The following is a 16,095-nucleotide window of genomic DNA, read 5'->3' as shown; positions in this document are numbered from 1 at the left end:
TCCTGACCCTTTCGCTAGTCAGCAATCTTTGTCACTTGAATAATATTCGGCAGCTTTGACAGCTCGTCGAGAATATGGTCGTCAATATTTTGATCGACCTCTATTGTCATCAGCGCAAGCTGGCCGATATCTTTCCGGGCTACTTCCATATGTCCTACGTTGATTGAAAATTTCGCAAGAACATTGGCAACACCGGCGATTGTGCCAAATTTGTCATTATGAACAACTAATATGGCCGGATGATTTCCTGACAGCCGGAGTTCAAAACCATTCAATTCTGTGATTTCGATCTTTCCTCCGCCAATTGAAATACCCGTCAGCTCAAGCTCTCCCTTTTCATCAGAAATGGTGATTTTTGCTGTGTTCGGATGGACCGGAACTGCGTCTTCAACCCGAAACTCTATATGAATTCCTTTATCTTCTGCAATTTGTATAGCGGTTTTAATCCGTTCGTCGAATGTATCAAAATCAAGCAATCCGCCGATAATCGCGACATCAGTGCCGTGGCCCTTATACGTTTCCGCAAAAGATCCGTAAAAAGATATGATGATGCGCTCAGGCTCTCTGCCAAATAAACTTCTGGCCACTCTCCCGATTCTGGCAGCTCCCGCTGTATGAGAGCTGGACGGACCGATCATAACCGGACCGATAATATCAAAAACGCTTCTGTATTTCATGCTATTCCTCCTTATGAACCAGAGCTTATTAGCGCTTTGCTTCTAGACTAATTGATCAGATATAAAATGGCAAGCGGGCGCGTTACAGCGCTGCCGCATTTAAAAGTAGACATAAGAATAGAAGGGCAATTTGCCCTTCTATTCTGCAGAAACGATATACGAATACAGCGGCTGTTTCCCATTGTGGATCTCAACCTCAATCTCCTCGTACTTATCACTGAGAAATGCTTCAAGCTGCTCGGCTTCTTCCCGAGACGCATCCTCACCATATAGAATGGTCACGATTTCATCGTCTTCTCCGATCATTTCTGACAGCAGCATTTTCGCGGCTGACAGTTGATTTTCAGAAGTGCCGATAATCGTTCCATTTAGAATGCCCATAAAGTCGCCTTTTTTAATATCTTTACCGTCAATATGAGTATCTCTGACTGAATACGTCACCTGTCCGCTTTTTACTTGCTGAATGGCGCTGAGCATATTGGCCTCGTTCGCTTCAGCTTCTTGATCCGGGTTAAAGGCCAGCAATGCTGACATCCCTTGTGGAACCGTTTTGGCCGGAATGACTAAAACCTGTTCATTCATTACGCTGGCCGCTTGGTTAGCAGCCATAATAATGTTAGAGTTGTTCGGCAGGATAAACACCGTTTCTGCATTTACAGACTTCACGGCTTCGACGATATCCTCAGTGCTCGGGTTCATCGTCTGACCGCCTTCAATCACAACAGAAGCGCCGATGCTTTTGAATAGGTCTGAAATTCCTTCCCCCATCGCCACAGTCACAATGCCATACGGCTGTTTTGCCGGCGTTTTTTCGTTGCCAGCGGGCTTGCTTTCTTGACTGATGATAGAGGTATGCTGTTCTCTCATATTTTCTATTTTTATTTTGATCAATTCACCGTAATGCTGGGCGTAGTTTAACACGTTCCCAGGCTCTTCAGCATGAATATGAACCTTCGCCAGCGATTCATCCGCAATCACGAGCAGAGAATCACCGAACTGGCTGAGGTCTTGTCTGAACGTACCTTCGTCGAATTCTCTTTTTGCCTGATCAAGCCTCACCATCACTTCGGTACAAAACCCAAATTCAATATCTTCGGTATTCATCATGCTTTGGGCACTCTTGTGATGCTCCGCGTTGACCATGTCATCAAGTGACGGAAGAACTGCTTTCTGAGGTACAGCTTCACCTTTTAATGAAGCAAGGAAACCTTCATACACACAAAGCAGACCTTTGCCCCCGCTGTCGACAACTCCTACTTCCTTTAGAACAGGAAGCAATTCAGGGGTGCGGTTTAAAGACGCCTCCGCTTCTTCTGTCACTGCAGTCATCAGCGCAGTGATATCGGTTTCTTTTTCTGCTAAGGCCATCGCTTTTTTCGCAGCGTCTTTTGCAACTGTTAAAATGGTGCCCTCTACAGGTTTCATGACAGCTTTATACGCCATGTCTACACCTGCTTGCAGTGCAGCTGCAAATTCCAGCGAATTAATTTCTTTTTTCGATTCAATGCTTTTGCTGAATCCGCGGAACAATTGGGACAGGATGACTCCTGAATTTCCACGCGCTCCCATGAGCAGTCCTTTAGATAACGCGGAACCCACCTTCCCGATATCATCCGTATCCATTTGTTCAACTTCTCTTGCTCCGGAAGTCATCGACAGGTTCATATTTGTTCCCGTATCACCGTCCGGCACAGGGAACACGTTCAGCGCATCAACTGCACTGGCGTTTTGAGACAGATTCTGCGCTCCCGCAAGAATCATCTCGGCAAAGGTTTTGCCGTCTAATGTTCTAATAGACAATCCTACTCCTCCTAACTACGGGTTCGTCACTCGTACGCCTTGGACATAAATATTGACCGAGTCCACTGCGAGTCCGATGGTTTGATTTACTGTGTACTTTACTTTTGTTTGGACATTATGTGCCACTTCAGAAATTTTCGTGCCGTAGCTGACTATGATATACATGTCGATATGTATCTGTTCTCCTACTTGGCGAACTTGGACACCCCTGCTGAAATTCTCTTTCCGAAGGATTTCAGTCAGTCCGTCTTTAATCTGGTTTTTAGAAGCCATGCCGACAATGCCGTAGCAATCAACAGCCGCGCCTCCTGCAACCATTGCGATGACTTCATTAGATATATCAATCTGCCCGTACTTCGTTCTTAATTCAATGGACACACTATTTCCTCCTTCGAATGCATAGAGTTACAGCTATTCTACTATATGGTTTCCATTATGAAAAGACCAGGCAATAATTGCTGGCCGTACCTCTACATATACTATAGCGCTGCTGTTTCCGCAAGATGTCAAGTGAATTTTCTTGAAAGATGATGAAACAATAGTTGCAAACGTTTTTTAGCTGTGGTAAATTATTTAAAGTATCCATATCGAAAGCATCTAAGATCATATGAATGTTAAAAAGTAGATGTTTTGTGCAAGTGAGGAGGGAAACAAATGGCACGTAAATGCGTTATCACAGGTAAAAAAACAACAGCTGGGAATAACCGTTCTCACGCAATGAACGCTTCTAAGCGCACTTGGGGCGCGAATCTTCAAAAGGTTCGTATCCTTGTGAACGGAAAACCTAAAAAAGTATATGTATCTGCTCGAGCTTTGAAATCCGGTAAAGTTGAGCGTGTATAACAAAATGAACGCCTGCCTCAATATGTGGCAGGCGTTTTTATGTGGTGAAAGAGGGCTTTGAACCCCTGGGCATTAATCTTTTCTAAATGAGCCCAGCATCGCCCGGACAATTCCTCCTAAAAACTTCGGCAATTTAATGGTGTAAAATTTCATTTTTTGTCCCCTCCTATAACGTCCCGTAACCACCTTGTTCATTGTTTTCAGCAAATGAATGAAAGCACATGCTTAATCCGTGCTTCTTATCATTATTAATATGCCTTTTGCAAACGAAAAAGTACCTCGTGAATGAATGAGTTCGTTACTAATACATAGTGTTGAACCGAGCGTAATATGACAATTATTTAGAGGATATTTAAAACCGGTCAGAGTCAGCTCATGTATTTCTTCGGAAAACGGTATGAAGGAGATATATCGCTTATTTTCATCCTTCTCAATATCATATTCACCAGGAGGGAACATTTGAATATGATTTTGTTTGTCTATCAGCCTAATTTTTATGTTCGTTTTTACACCTCTAAACAGAAGCTGAATGTTTCCTAAAAAATGATCAGCTCTGCCGCCTGTAATGCCGAAAATCTGAATGATATCCGGATGCTTTTCCAGCGCCCAATCAAGGGCGAGGTCTAAATCTGTTTGATCTTTCTCTGCTTGATACACATGAAGGGCGGGAGCGGCTTGTTCTATCCGCCGTCGTTCTTGCTCTGTTATGCTGTCAAAATCTCCGAAGGCTTCAACAGGAATGATCCCGGCATCTAGAAGAGTGACGGTGCCTTTGTCAACACCGATCCAAAGCGCGTGTTCATCCGCATAGCCGGTTAGATCGGGAATGAGATTATTCGGGCCTCCCGCAACGATATTAATTGTTTTCATCTCTGATTCCTTTCTCTGAATACAGGAAAAAGAGCTTAGGCTACTGTATGCCCAGCTCTTTTCTAAAGCTGTTTATTTATTTTCCTCTGATTTCAGAAATTGCTTTTTTGCGGTCAGACTGGCCATAAACAGCTGAACCGGCTACGAGTAAATTCGCGCCCGCTTCAATAACTAGCGGAGCGGTTTCTTTGTTGACGCCGCCGTCTACTTCAATTAAGAGATCTTTTTTTCCTTTTTCATCCGCCATTCGCTTAACCTCTTTTATTTTAGGAAGGACTGAATGAATAAATTTCTGTCCGCCGAACCCTGGATTCACCGTCATTAATAGAACAAGGTCGAGATCATCAAAAACATGCTCGATGACTTGTACAGGAGTATGCGGGTTTAGAACAACACCGGCCTTCACTCCTTGCTCTTTAATAAGCTGGATAGTACGGTGCAGGTGCGGACATGCCTCAGCATGCACAGACAGGATATCTGCGCCGGCTTTCGCAAAAGCCGGGATATAGCGATCGGGCTCTTCTATCATTAAATGAACATCGAGCGGCAGATCCGTTACCGGCCGGACTGCTTCTACAATCAGCGGACCGATTGTGATATTCGGGACAAAATGGCCGTCCATAACATCAATATGAATATAATCAGCTCCGCCTTTTTCTACATCTTTAATCTCATTGCCTAAAGAAGCAAAATCAGCGGAAAGAATAGATGGTGCAACCTTTATCATTATGCTAATACCTCGGCTTTCTGTCTTTAATCTCCGTCATAAATTCAACATAATGGTCATAGCGGTACTGCTTTATTTCCCCGTCTTCAACAGCTTGCTTCACCGCACATTTCGGCTCTTTTAGGTGTAAACAGCCTCTAAATTTGCATGAAGAGCTTTTTTCTCTTAGATCTGGGAAGGTATAGCCCAGCTCTTCTTCCTCAATGTCTGTAAATTCAAGCGAGCTGAATCCCGGCGTATCCGCAACCAAGCCTCCGGACGTGTGTATCAGCTCCACGTGGCGGGTTGTGTGTTTCCCGCGGCCCAAATGCTCGGAAATCTCGTTTGTTTTCAATCCGAGCTCGGGACTGATCGCATTGAGAAGCGAGGATTTTCCAACACCGGATTGACCGGCAAATACCGTTGTTTTATCCTGAAAATGCGGGATGATGTCCGCTAAACTGTCTTGGTCCTTAGAGGAGGTAAGATACACGTTATAACCAATATTCCGATAGTCATCTGCATAGGTTTGTATCGTATCTTTTGTATCTTGATCATCAACCAGATCCATTTTAGTAATGCATATGATCGGCTGAATATCATTGGCTTCGACGAGAACCAGGAAGCGGTCGAGCAATGCCGTACTGAAAGAAGGCTGAACCGCTGAGAAAACAAGGACCGCTTGATCAACATTGCAAATTGGCGGCCTGATAAGCTCATTGGTTCTTTCTTTAATTTCCATCAGATATCCTTCTTTGTCATTTTCAGCCTGATATACAACGTAATCACCGACGAGAGGAGTAATTTTGTTCTTTCTGAAAATGCCTCTCCCTCTGCATTGTATTACTTTATTTGAATCCTCTGATTCATCCAGTACATAGTAAAAGCCGCTTAGCGCCTTAATAATTTTGCCCTCAGGCATATTTTCCCTCCTTGTTATTCATCTTTTGGATACTCAATGGTTTTGTAGCTGACAACTTTATTGTTTACCATTACTTGATAGTACCCTTTTTGGCCGGGTTCAATCTTTAGTTCGATCGTTCGTTCAGTCGGCTCTTTTATCTTAAATTCTTCGTAAGTGTCAGAGATGCTGTGATCCGCATCGTCAACCGCGATTTGCACTTGAAGTTCGTCCCCTTCATTTTCTGGTTCATAAGGGATCTCGACCTTTTCTTTCACTGTTTTCGCAGGTTTTTTCTCGGGTCCTAGAGAGAATGTCACTTCCACTTCATTTCCCGGCTTTACTGCCGTACCTGCTGCTGGTTTTTGTTTGACAACCTGTCCTTCTGGAACATCATCTGAGTATGCTTCTTTTTCTACAAGCTTCAATCCGTTGTCTTCCAGATATCCAGACGCCGCTTCTTTACTGTAGGTTTTCAAGTCTCTAAGCGTAATGTCTTCGGGGCCGATACTGACTGTGAGTTTGACTTGATCTTCACTCGGGATAAGCTCAGTCCCTGCTGAAGGATTTTGGTCAATGACAGTGCCCGCGTTTTTCTCGTCATTCACTTCATTTACCGTTACATGTTTAAACCCTTGGTCCTTCAGCGCTTTTTTTGCCTGGTCGACCGTTTGGCCTGTCACATCACCGATCTCCGTTTTTGCTTTTCCGGTGCTCTTATAAAGGGTGACCGTGGCGCCTTCTTTAACTGTGGTTTCCGCTTTGGGATCCGTTTTTACCATCAGGCCCTCTTCAATTTTTTCGTCTGAGATTTCCAACACCTCGGAATCAACTTGTAAACCTTCTTTTTCCAAGAGGCCTGCTGCTTTTTCGTATTCCATTCCGGAGACATCAGGTATTTTGACATCCTTAGGCATAAAAAGCGACGGAAAAACAGTGACAGCAAGAATTCCAGCCGTGATAAAAACGAGGCATATCGTGAGCAAAACCCACGGCCACTTTTTTCTTTTGCCGTTTTTCTTTGTTTTGTTTTCTTGTGCGGTTGTCAAATCAGCTTCTTTTTCGCCAGCAGCTTTAGCGAGTTCTTCATCTTTAATGATCGGTATCGCTTTTGTCATCTCTTCATCTTCTTGAATCGTAAATCTCTTTTCATTGAGTCTGTCAGCATCAAAAGCGGTTTTTATGTCAGCTTCCATGTCTTCAGCCGTTTCGTAGCGATGAAAAGGGTCTTTGGCCGTTGCCTTTAGTATGATGTTTTCAACGCTTTGGGGGACTGACGGGTTCCACCTTCTAGTCGAAGGAGTTTCCGCTTGAAGATGCTTCAAGGCGATGCTGACTGCTGACTCTCCGTCAAACGGAATACGGCCCGTTAAAAGCTCAAATAGAACGATTCCAAGGGCATAAATATCCGATTTTTTTGTCGCTAAGCCGCCCCGGGCCTGTTCAGGTGATAAGTAGTGGACTGAGCCCAGGACAGAATTGGTATGGGTGATTGTGGTCGAACTTAATGCCGTCGCAATTCCAAAATCCGTTACTTTGATATTCCCCATGTGGTCAATCAAAATGTTATGCGGCTTGATATCTCTGTGAACAATCTGGTTTTGATGGGCATGAGCGATGGCTGAGACAATTTGCTCCATAATGTTCAGCGCTTCTTTAGGGTGAAGCGGCCCATTTGCTGTTATGTATTCTTTAAGCGTCATGCCTTCGACGTATTCCATGACAATATAATAAATATCATCTTCCTCGCCCAAGTCGTAAATGCTGACAATATTCGGGTGATCGAGGCTTGATGCGGATTGGGCTTCTCTGCGGAAACGCCTGATAAATTCATTGTCATTTGCATAGTCAAACCGCAGGATTTTGATCGCGACTTCACGGTCTAGAATAATATCCTCAGCTAAATACACGTTGGCCATTCCCCCGCCGCCTATGACGCGGAGAATTTGGTAACGCCCGCTGATCCGCTTGCCGATTAGCACTGATCTTCACCCTCTTCAACATGTAAAGCAAGCTCAAGCAAAACTGCTGTAATGTTGTCTTCTCCGCCATTCTGATTGGCTTTGTCCACAAGCAGGTTTACTTTTTCCTGAGGAGCTGAATCGCTTTGCAGGATGTCTTTTAACTCAGTGCCTTCCACTTTATTCGTCAGTCCGTCAGAACACAAAAGCAGTTTGTCTCCGGGTTCGATGTCAAAGGAACGTGTGTCGATGCTGACTGACTGGTCTGTTCCAAGCGCCTTCGTCAACACATTTTTTCGCGGATGATGTTCAGCGTCTTCTCTGGAAATCTCTCCAGTACGAACCAGTTCATTTACAAGCGAATGGTCTTCTGTCACTTGAATGAAATCATCGTCCTGAAGCAAATAGCATCTGCTGTCACCGATATGGGCAACAGAAACCGTTTTTCCCGTAAATAGCGCACATACAATTGTCGTCCCCATGCCTTGGCATTCTTCGTGGGCTTGAGCGTGATCGTATATTTTGCTGTTTACTGAAAGAATCTGTTCAATGAGCCATTTTTCACATTCCGAGGGCGCTTGTGGAATTGTCTCTGCTTCATTCCATTTCTCCCCCATGGCTTTCACAGCCATCTTGCTCGCAACATCTCCAGCAAGATGGCCGCCCATGCCATCAGCGACAACCGCTAATACAAATTCATCTTTCCCCTTGAATATCCCCGCATCATCTTCATTATGCTGGCGGATTTTTCCTGTATCTGTTTTTAAGGCTGTTAACAACCCTCATCACCTCGTCTCGTCTTGACGCTCCTTCGCGCGAAGCTGACCGCAGGCTGCGTCAATATCATGTCCTTGCTCTCTTCGGATTGTGACATTTACTCCACGGGATTTCAATGTTTTTTCAAAAGCGAAAATCTGATCACGCGGTGTGCGCACATAGTCCCGTTCAGGCACGTAGTTTACCGGAATCAAGTTCACGTGGCATTTGACTCCTTCCAGCAAGTCGGCAAGCTCTTCGGCGTGTTCCACCTGGTCGTTTACGCCTCCAAACAGACCGTATTCAAAGCTGATGCGACGTCCCGTTTTATTAATATAATATTTAACGGCTTCCATGAGATCAGGCAGTTTATAGGCTCTGTTAATCGGCATCAAACGGCTTCTGATTTCTGTGTTCGGCGCGTGTAGAGAAATTGCAAAGTTAATCTGCATTTTCTGATCAGCAAATTCGTAAATTTTCGGGATGATTCCGCTCGTAGAGACCGTAATATGGCGAGCACCGATATTCAGGCCCTTGTCATGGTTAATGATTTTCAAGAAAGCGAGCATTTCGTTAAAGTTATCAAAAGGTTCACCGATTCCCATGATCACGACAGAGCTGACGCGTTCATCCGTTTCATCAAGAGCTTTTTGCACTTTAACTACTTGAGCGACAATTTCACCTGCTTCAAGGTTTCGTTTTAAGCCTCCAAGCGTTGACGCGCAGAATGTGCAGCCAATACGGCAGCCGACTTGTGTCGTTACACATACAGAATTGCCATACTCGTGTCTCATTAAAACGGTTTCGATGGTATAACCGTCATGAAGCTCAAACAAAAACTTCATCGTACCGTCTTGAGAGGTTTGTTTAACAGCCGTTTTCAGCGTTGTTAACACAAAGTGAGTGTTTAATTTCTCACGCAGATCCTTTGACAGGTTTGTCATTTCTTCAAAAGAAGATACGCGTTTTTCATATAGCCATTCAAAGATCTGAGCTGCCCGGAACGGTTTCTCCCCGTTGTCTGTCAGCCATTGTTTGATTTCATCTAATTCAAAAGAATAAATAGACGGACGCTCTGTCCGCAACTCTTTTCTTACTTTTGTTTTATTAAGTTCTGCCATTGCTTATCCCTTCTTTCTCATGCTGCAAATAAAGAAACCATCTGTTCCGAAATAATGAGGAAGGATTTGCAGCCTTCCATCCCGAACAAAGGGTCTCGCCTTTTCGGGCAGCCGCTTTTCAAGAGACAAATCGGGTTCAAAATCAGGATGTTCTTGTATAAACGCATGTATTACTTCATCATTTTCTGTCCGGTCCATTGTACACGTACTGTAGACAAGAGTGCCACCTTTTTTTACTAATGGTGCGATTTCCCTCAGGATCGACAGCTGAATTTCAGCTAGACGCGCGCTGTCATCAGGCTTTTTCGTGTATTTCATGTCCGGCTTTCTTCTGATAACGCCGAAACCAGAGCACGGGGCATCAACCAATATCCGGTCAAACTGTTCGTTTTCAAACGTTTCCCCTGCTTTTCTTGCATCCATTGTCTCCGCATGAATGATTGTCAGGCCAAGACGGTCTGCCGCTTCTTTGATCAGCTTCACTTTATGTTTGTGAAGATCAAGCGACGTAACGCTCCCCTCGTTCTTCATTAATTCTGCGATATGAGCCGATTTGCCGCCAGGCGCCGCACACGCGTCAAGCACTGTTTCATCAGGCTTAGGATCAAGGGCGCGGGCGACGAGCATGGAGCTCTCATCCTGGATGGATACTTCGCCGTTTCGGAAGAAATGAGTTCCGGCAATTGATCCCTTTAAGAGCTTCACAGCATCCTCAGCGAGATCGCCTTTTTCAACTTCGATTCCCTCAGCAGCCATTTGATCAAGCAGCTCAGCTCTGTCTGCTTTCATTTGATTGACACGCAGCGTTTGCTTCGGCGGTATGAGGTGGATACGGCAAATCTTTTCAGCCGCGTCAAACCCATACGCATCCGCCCACTCTTTCACAAGCCATTCCGGATGGCTTGTTTCTGTCGCCAGCCGACGTACAGGATCTTCGATGGCGTCAAAGGATGGAACACCTTCGCGCTGGATAGAACGAAGCACGCCATTGACAAAAGAAGCAATGCCTTTGTGTCCGCGGATTTTAGCAATCTCAACCGCTTCATGGATGGCTGCCCTATCTGGAATCTTCTCCAAATATTCCATTTGATATAAGGATAGGCGAAGAAGCTGAATCACCCACGGCTTTACTTTTTGAGGCTTATTGATAAACGGTTTAAGCATATAATCAAGCGCGATTTTGTTTTGTAATGTACCATAGACAAGTTCAGTCAAAAGCCCTCTGTCCTGATCACTCAGTTCATTTGATTTAATGACCGATTTCAGCAGCAGGTTGCTGTATGCCTGGTTTTGTTCTAATTTGATCAGCGCTTCAAGGGCGATGTCACGAACACTAGTTTTTTTCATTATTTACTCCTAACACATCTCCGGCTTCAACATGAGCGCCCCGCACAAAGTCCTCGCCTTTCATGCGTTTTTTGCCGGCCGGCTGAAGCTCAGTTAATAACAGGGCCGTATCATTACCTGTGGAAACGATAATCCCTTCCTTTTCAACTGCAACGACTGTGCCAGGCTCAGCTGTTGTTGGTGCTGGTGTTTTTTTCGACGCCCACACTTTCAAGTTTTGTCCGTTTAGAGTTGTATAAGCAACAGGCCATGGATTTAATCCGCGGATCTGGTTGTAAAGCTCTTCGCCCGTTCTGGACCAGTCGAGCAGTTCTTGCTCTCTTTTGATATTAGGCGCGTACGTCGCTTTCTCTTCATCCTGCTTTTCGGGTGATATGTTGCCGGCAATGACGTTTGGAACCGTTTCAGACAATAGCTTCGCGCCAGCAACGCTTAATTTATCGTGCAGCGTTCCGACATTATCGGTTTCTTCAATGTCCACTTCCACTTTTGAGATCATGTCCCCGGCATCCAATTTTTCTACCATATACATAATGGTAACCCCGGTTTTCTTCTTTCCCTGCAAAATAGAGTAATGGATCGGAGCCCCGCCGCGCAGTTCCGGCAAAAGAGACGCGTGAACGTTAATGCAGCCGTATTTCGGGCTGTCGAGAAGCTCCTTAGGCAAAATTTGTCCGAATGCCGCCGTTACAATAAGGTCAGGCTTTAATGCCAGCACTTTTTCAATTTCTTCTTTCAATCTGACTTTTTCCGGCTGAAGAACCGGGATGCCGTGACGCAATGCCTCTTCCTTGACCGGAGGAGGTGTCATCACTTTTTTTCTGCCCTTCGGACGGTCCGGCTGTGTGACGACCCCCACTACTTCATATCCGTCCTCAATCAGGGTTCTTAAAACAGGAACTGAAAAATCCGGCGTCCCCATAAATACGATTCTCGTCATCAAATCATCCTTCCATATCCGCTAGTTCATCTTCTGTATAGTATTTGCTTATTTTAGATGTAAACAGCACACCGTCTAAGTGGTCCATCTCGTGCTGCACGGCTCTCGCCAAAAAGCCTCGCGCTTCCATAATGAACGGTAGTCCCTGACGGTTAAACGCACGCACTTTGACATAATCAGCACGTGTGACATCACCATAGACGCCAGGAAAGCTCAGGCATCCTTCAATTCCGGTTTGCTCACCGCTTTTCTCTAAAATTTCAGGATTAACGAGATCAATTCTGCCTCTGTCATCCCCGATATCTACGACAGCCACTCTTTTTAAGATGCCGATTTGCGGCGCTGCCAGTCCGACTCCATCCATTTCAAGCATGGTGTCGTACATATCATCAAGCAGTTTTCTTAGCTTTTTATCAAAAACAGTCACGCTTTCCGTCGGTGTTTCCAAAACCTCCGCCGGATGTGTGACGACCTTTTTTACTGCCAATTTGTTACCCTCCAAGACGTGAGATCTTACATCATCATATAAGGATTCATATCAATTGAAATCATTACATGCTTTTGTTCAATTTCGCGTTTATAATGTTCCAGTATCTTCTTCAATAAAGCGGATAACTGGGTTTCCTGTTTGTATTTTATCACGCATTGATAGCGATATCTATCTTTGATCCTGGCTATCGGCGACGCGCTTGGCCCGAGGATTTTCGTGTCAGCTCCGCAGTTTGCTTTCAAAAAATGAGCGATTTTTTCAGCTGTAACCGCTGCTTTCGCCACTTCCTCATGAGAAACCGTCACAAGAGCCAAAAAGTAGTAGGGCGGATAGGATTGCTCTCTCCTGTGCGCCATTTCATGCTGATAGAACGTTTCATAATCATGCGTTTTCGTCAGCTGGATACTGTAGTGAGACGGTGTATACGTTTGAATGGTGACATGGCCGGGCTTTTCATGCCTGCCTGCCCGGCCGCTGACTTGCGTTAACAGCTGAAATGTTTTTTCAGCCGATCTGAAATCAGGAATATGAAGTGTTGTATCGGCACTTAACACTCCGACAAGCGTGACATTCGGAAAATCAAGCCCTTTCGCGATCATTTGCGTTCCGAGAAGAATATCCGCTTTTCCTTCTCCGAAAGCTGACAGTAGTTTTTCATGGGCGCCTTTCCTTGATGTCGTGTCAACATCCATCCGAATCACTCTCGCATTTGGCAGCACTTTTGTCAGCTCTTCCTCCACTCGCTGTGTTCCCGTTCCGAAAAAGCGGATATGCTCGCTTGCGCATTCAGGACAAGTATGCGGAACAGGCTCTTCATGTCCGCAATAATGACATTTCAGCCTTTGGCCGTAACGATGATACGTCATGGAAATGTCGCAGTGCGGACATTGCGGGACATAGCCGCAATCCCTGCACATCACAAAGGAAGAATAGCCTCTTTTATTTAAAAACAGCACCGCCTGCTCACCCTTGGCAATCGTTTCTTCAAGCTTTTCCATCAATTCAACAGAAAACATCGAGCGATTGCCGCTTCGAAGCTCCTCTCTCATATCGACAAGCGAAACCTCAGGCATCACTTGATGGTTAACGCGGTGCTTCAGTGAGAGAAGCTCGTACACGCCCTTTTGCGCCCGTGCATATGACTCTAATGTCGGCGTAGCACTCCCTAATACAACCGGGCAGCTGTGATGCTCAGCACGCTTGATTGCCACCTCTTTCGCATGATAGCGCGGCATTTCTTCCTGTTTATAAGAAGACTCGTGCTCTTCATCGATGATAATCATTCCGAGATTTTCAAACGGAGCAAAAATTGCGGATCTGGCACCGACGACAAGCCGTACTTCCTTCCGGTGGATTTTACGCCACTCGTCATATTTTTCCCCTGTGGATAAACCGCTGTGCATGACTGCCACCTTGGAGCCGAAGCGGCCCTTAAAGCGATTGACCATTTGCGGCGTCAGCGATATTTCCGGTACGAGGACGATGGCTTCTTTTCCTTTCGCCAGTACTTTTTCAATTGATTGCAGATAAATTTCCGTTTTTCCGCTGCCTGTCACGCCGTGAAGGAGGAACACTTTATGCTCATCCTTATCCAATGTCTCGCGTATGGGCTCAAAGGCAGCTCTCTGTTCGTCTGTCAGCGGCAGCGGCTCTGTTTTTTTGAACATTTTATCCTGATAGGGATCTCTGTAGACCTCTTCATAGCTTTCCCTCAAAAGCCCTTTTTGGATAAGGGTTTTGATGGTCGCAGAGCTCGCGTCCGTTCTTTTGCACAAGTCCGCCGCAGGGATTTTCACACCTTCTGGCTCAGAGATGAAAAAGTGAAGAATCGCCTGCTGCTTGGCTGCTTGACGGGACAATCCCTCAGCCTGCTTAGCAAGCTCTTCTTTACTCGCATTTGCCTGAATATGCCTCACCATTTTTTTATTTGTTTTTTGCGCGACTTTATAGGTTACGTCTATGCTCCCTTTTTGAACATGCTTTTGAATAAGTTTCAACGTATTATGATCGGGTATATCTGAATACAGCAGCGTCTTTGTTTCAGAAAACAGCCGCTCCACTTGCGGCGGAAGCTCAGCTCCGTTTGCAATTTTTAATTCTTTTTCATATTTTGCCTTTAATGCGGCAGGCAGCATTGCTTGAAGTGCCGTTATTTTAAAAGACAGCGTTTTGTCGGACAGCCATGATGACAGATCCATAAGCTCCTCTGTCAGAACAGGTGTAAGATCTAATAAATCCTCTACTTCCTTGACAGATTTCCCCGATAGGTCAGATGCTTCTTTGACTGCTGTTACAAACCCCTGAATCTTACGGGGGCCAAACGGAACAATGACCCGCATCCCCGTTTTGATCATGCCCTTGAGATGGTCTGGGATTTTGTAATCAAAAGGCCTGTCTATATTTTTGGTGCTGACATCCACGATGACCTCTGCAAAATTCATGTTCTTTCTCCGGTTTGTTTTGAGAGGGCTGCGATCTCCTGAAGAATTTCAAACGAAACATCGAGCTTAGACATGATCGGAAGTTCGCGCTTATGCCCGTCTTTGAAAAAGATTGTCACAATATTCGTATCAGCACCAAAACCGGCCCCATTTGCTTTCACATCATTTGCCACAATCATATCAAGATTTTTAGCGGCGAGCTTTTTACGTGCATAGTGTTCAATGTCTTGTGTTTCAGCGGCAAATCCGACTAAAATCTGCTCTTTCTTTTTCTCGCCCAATTCTTTCAAAATATCGACCGTTCTTTTCAGTTCTAAGGTCATACCGCCGTCTTGTTTTTTCATTTTATGGTCAAATACTGTTTTTGGCGTAAAATCGGCTACCGCAGCTGTTTTGATGACAATATCGCTTGCTTCATACACAGAGAGCACAGCTTCGTGCATATCCGCAGCCGATTGAACAGGGATAAACTGAGCAAGTCCTTTGGGCTGATCAAGTGAAACAGGCCCAGAAATTAAAGTTACCCGTGCACCAAGCCGGACTGCAGTCTCCGCTAATGCGTAGCCCATTTTGCCCGTCGATTTATTGGTAAAAAACCGGACAGGATCAACCGCTTCCCGCGTTGGGCCGGCTGTAATGACCACACGTTTGCCTTCTAAAGGGGCGGATGTTTCATCAGCAAAATGTTTTTCGGCCAGTTTTACGATGTTTTCAGGCTCTTCCAATCTTCCTTTTCCGACGTAACCGCATGCTAAATAGCCCTCACTCGGCTCAATAAAACGATAACCGTCCTGATACAATACAGAAATATTTCGTTTGACTGCCGGGTGGTCATACATATGAACGTTCATCGCCGGCGCGATCCAAACGGGAGCCGTCGCTGCCAACAATGTTGTCGTCAGCATATCATCAGCGATGCCGTTAGCCAGTTTTCCAATCACATTAGCCGTAGCCGGCGCCACGATAATCAAGTCGGCCCAGTCTGCGGCGTCGATATGAGAAATGACTCTTGGATTTTGTTCTTTAAATGTATCTGTATAGACTTCGTGGCGGCTCAATGCCTGAAATGTCAGCGGTGAAACGAATCGGCAAGCTGATTCAGTCATAATCACTTTCACATTTGCTCCTGCCTGAACCAGCTTGCTCGTTAACGCACAGGCTTTATAAACAGCGATGCCTCCGCTCACGCAAAGTAACACATTTCGATTGTTAAGCAATGAATTCTCCCCCTCTGCACTTTAC

At 45.2% G+C, this 16,095-nt stretch carries 16 protein-coding genes; 1 reads left to right on the top strand and 15 read right to left on the bottom strand.

The genetic code is table 11. The annotated features are described in order from the left end of the window. Positions 1-14: 14 nt before the first annotated feature. From sdaAB to C1T29_RS09835, 3 genes are all read right to left on the bottom strand, one after another. Positions 15-677 (bottom strand): L-serine ammonia-lyase, iron-sulfur-dependent subunit beta, encoded by a 663-nt coding sequence (gene sdaAB, locus C1T29_RS09845; RefSeq protein ID WP_069840337.1) that lies wholly within the window; start codon positions 675-677, stop codon positions 15-17. 138 nt (positions 678-815) lie between these two features. Further along, positions 816-2,477 (bottom strand): DAK2 domain-containing protein, encoded by a 1,662-nt coding sequence (locus tag C1T29_RS09840; protein WP_103748775.1) that lies wholly within the window; start codon positions 2,475-2,477, stop codon positions 816-818. A 15-nt stretch (positions 2,478-2,492) separates the two neighbouring features. Continuing rightward, the gene (locus tag C1T29_RS09835) at positions 2,493-2,855 is read right to left on the bottom strand and encodes an Asp23/Gls24 family envelope stress response protein (RefSeq protein ID WP_014663939.1); all 363 of its coding nucleotides are present in this window, start codon (positions 2,853-2,855) and stop codon (positions 2,493-2,495) included. Positions 2,856-3,131: 276 nt separating this feature from the next. On the opposite strand from C1T29_RS09835, the gene rpmB reads away from it, so the two are divergent. Next, the gene (gene rpmB, locus C1T29_RS09830) at positions 3,132-3,320 is read left to right on the top strand and encodes a 50S ribosomal protein L28 (protein WP_003221548.1); all 189 of its coding nucleotides are present in this window, start codon (positions 3,132-3,134) and stop codon (positions 3,318-3,320) included. Between the two features lie 72 nt (positions 3,321-3,392). Here rpmB and spoVM read toward each other — a convergent pair whose 3' ends face one another. From spoVM to coaBC, 12 genes are all read right to left on the bottom strand, one after another. Then, positions 3,393-3,473, bottom strand: a complete 81-nt coding sequence (gene spoVM / locus C1T29_RS09825) for a stage V sporulation protein SpoVM (RefSeq protein ID WP_003221545.1) — start codon at positions 3,471-3,473, stop codon at positions 3,393-3,395. A gap of 72 nt (positions 3,474-3,545) precedes the next feature. Beyond that, positions 3,546-4,190, bottom strand: coding sequence for a thiamine diphosphokinase (locus C1T29_RS09820; protein ID WP_103748776.1), 645 nt, complete (start codon positions 4,188-4,190; stop codon positions 3,546-3,548). A 76-nt stretch (positions 4,191-4,266) separates the two neighbouring features. Beyond that, positions 4,267-4,917 (bottom strand): ribulose-phosphate 3-epimerase, encoded by a 651-nt coding sequence (gene rpe / locus C1T29_RS09815; protein WP_069840339.1) that lies wholly within the window; start codon positions 4,915-4,917, stop codon positions 4,267-4,269. 4 nt (positions 4,918-4,921) lie between these two features. Then, entirely contained in the window at positions 4,922-5,818 is an 897-nt protein-coding gene (gene rsgA / locus C1T29_RS09810; protein WP_103748777.1) for a ribosome small subunit-dependent GTPase A, read from the bottom strand. A 14-nt stretch (positions 5,819-5,832) separates the two neighbouring features. Continuing rightward, positions 5,833-7,779 carry a serine/threonine protein kinase PrkC gene (gene prkC / locus C1T29_RS09805; protein WP_103748778.1) on the bottom strand — a complete coding sequence of 649 codons (1,947 nt, stop codon included), beginning with the start codon at positions 7,777-7,779 and terminating at the stop codon, positions 5,833-5,835. Then, complete coding sequence (gene prpC / locus C1T29_RS09800; RefSeq protein ID WP_014663933.1) at positions 7,773-8,537, bottom strand: protein-serine/threonine phosphatase PrpC; 765 nt, start codon at positions 8,535-8,537, stop codon at positions 7,773-7,775. The genes prkC and prpC overlap by 7 nt, the downstream gene beginning before the upstream one ends. 6 nt (positions 8,538-8,543) lie before the next feature. After that, on the bottom strand, positions 8,544-9,635 hold the full coding sequence (rlmN, locus tag C1T29_RS09795) for a dual-specificity RNA methyltransferase RlmN (RefSeq protein ID WP_014663932.1): 1,092 nt from the start codon (positions 9,633-9,635) through the stop codon (positions 8,544-8,546). 3 nt (positions 9,636-9,638) lie between these two features. Next, positions 9,639-10,982 (bottom strand): 16S rRNA (cytosine(967)-C(5))-methyltransferase RsmB, encoded by a 1,344-nt coding sequence (gene rsmB, locus C1T29_RS09790; RefSeq protein ID WP_103748779.1) that lies wholly within the window; start codon positions 10,980-10,982, stop codon positions 9,639-9,641. Then, complete coding sequence (gene fmt / locus C1T29_RS09785; RefSeq protein WP_103748780.1) at positions 10,969-11,922, bottom strand: methionyl-tRNA formyltransferase; 954 nt, start codon at positions 11,920-11,922, stop codon at positions 10,969-10,971. The genes rsmB and fmt overlap by 14 nt, the downstream gene beginning before the upstream one ends. A 4-nt stretch (positions 11,923-11,926) precedes the next feature. Beyond that, on the bottom strand, positions 11,927-12,409 hold the full coding sequence (gene def, locus C1T29_RS09780) for a peptide deformylase (RefSeq protein ID WP_103748781.1): 483 nt from the start codon (positions 12,407-12,409) through the stop codon (positions 11,927-11,929). Positions 12,410-12,435: 26 nt separating this feature from the next. After that, on the bottom strand, positions 12,436-14,853 hold the full coding sequence (gene priA, locus C1T29_RS09775) for a primosomal protein N' (protein WP_103748782.1): 2,418 nt from the start codon (positions 14,851-14,853) through the stop codon (positions 12,436-12,438). After that, positions 14,850-16,070 carry a bifunctional phosphopantothenoylcysteine decarboxylase/phosphopantothenate--cysteine ligase CoaBC gene (coaBC, locus tag C1T29_RS09770; protein ID WP_103748783.1) on the bottom strand — a complete coding sequence of 407 codons (1,221 nt, stop codon included), beginning with the start codon at positions 16,068-16,070 and terminating at the stop codon, positions 14,850-14,852. The genes priA and coaBC overlap by 4 nt, the downstream gene beginning before the upstream one ends. Positions 16,071-16,095: the final 25 nt, after the last annotated feature.

The sequence above is a fragment of the Bacillus sp. MBGLi79 genome, from assembly GCF_002953915.1.
This window is presented reverse-complemented; position numbering and strand designations above follow the sequence as displayed.

Bases quoted from the DNA above. Each gene is read 5' to 3' on its own strand.
- rpmB (WP_003221548.1), top strand. From the start codon at position 3,132: ATGGCACGTAAATGCGTTATCACAGGTAAAAAAACAACAGCTGGGAAT.
- fmt (WP_103748780.1), bottom strand. From the start codon at position 11,922: ATGACGAGAATCGTATTTATGGGGACGCCGGATTTTTCAGTTCCTGTT.
- sdaAB (WP_069840337.1), bottom strand. From the start codon at position 677: ATGAAATACAGAAGCGTTTTTGATATTATCGGTCCGGTTATGATCGGT.
- rsmB (WP_103748779.1), bottom strand. From the start codon at position 10,982: ATGAAAAAAACTAGTGTTCGTGACATCGCCCTTGAAGCGCTGATCAAA.
- rsgA (WP_103748777.1), bottom strand. From the start codon at position 5,818: ATGCCTGAGGGCAAAATTATTAAGGCGCTAAGCGGCTTTTACTATGTA.
- rpe (WP_069840339.1), bottom strand. From the start codon at position 4,917: ATGATAAAGGTTGCACCATCTATTCTTTCCGCTGATTTTGCTTCTTTA.
- priA (WP_103748782.1), bottom strand. From the start codon at position 14,853: ATGAATTTTGCAGAGGTCATCGTGGATGTCAGCACCAAAAATATAGAC.
- spoVM (WP_003221545.1), bottom strand. From the start codon at position 3,473: ATGAAATTTTACACCATTAAATTGCCGAAGTTTTTAGGAGGAATTGTC.
- C1T29_RS09820 (WP_103748776.1), bottom strand. From the start codon at position 4,190: ATGAAAACAATTAATATCGTTGCGGGAGGCCCGAATAATCTCATTCCC.
- rlmN (WP_014663932.1), bottom strand. From the start codon at position 9,635: ATGGCAGAACTTAATAAAACAAAAGTAAGAAAAGAGTTGCGGACAGAG.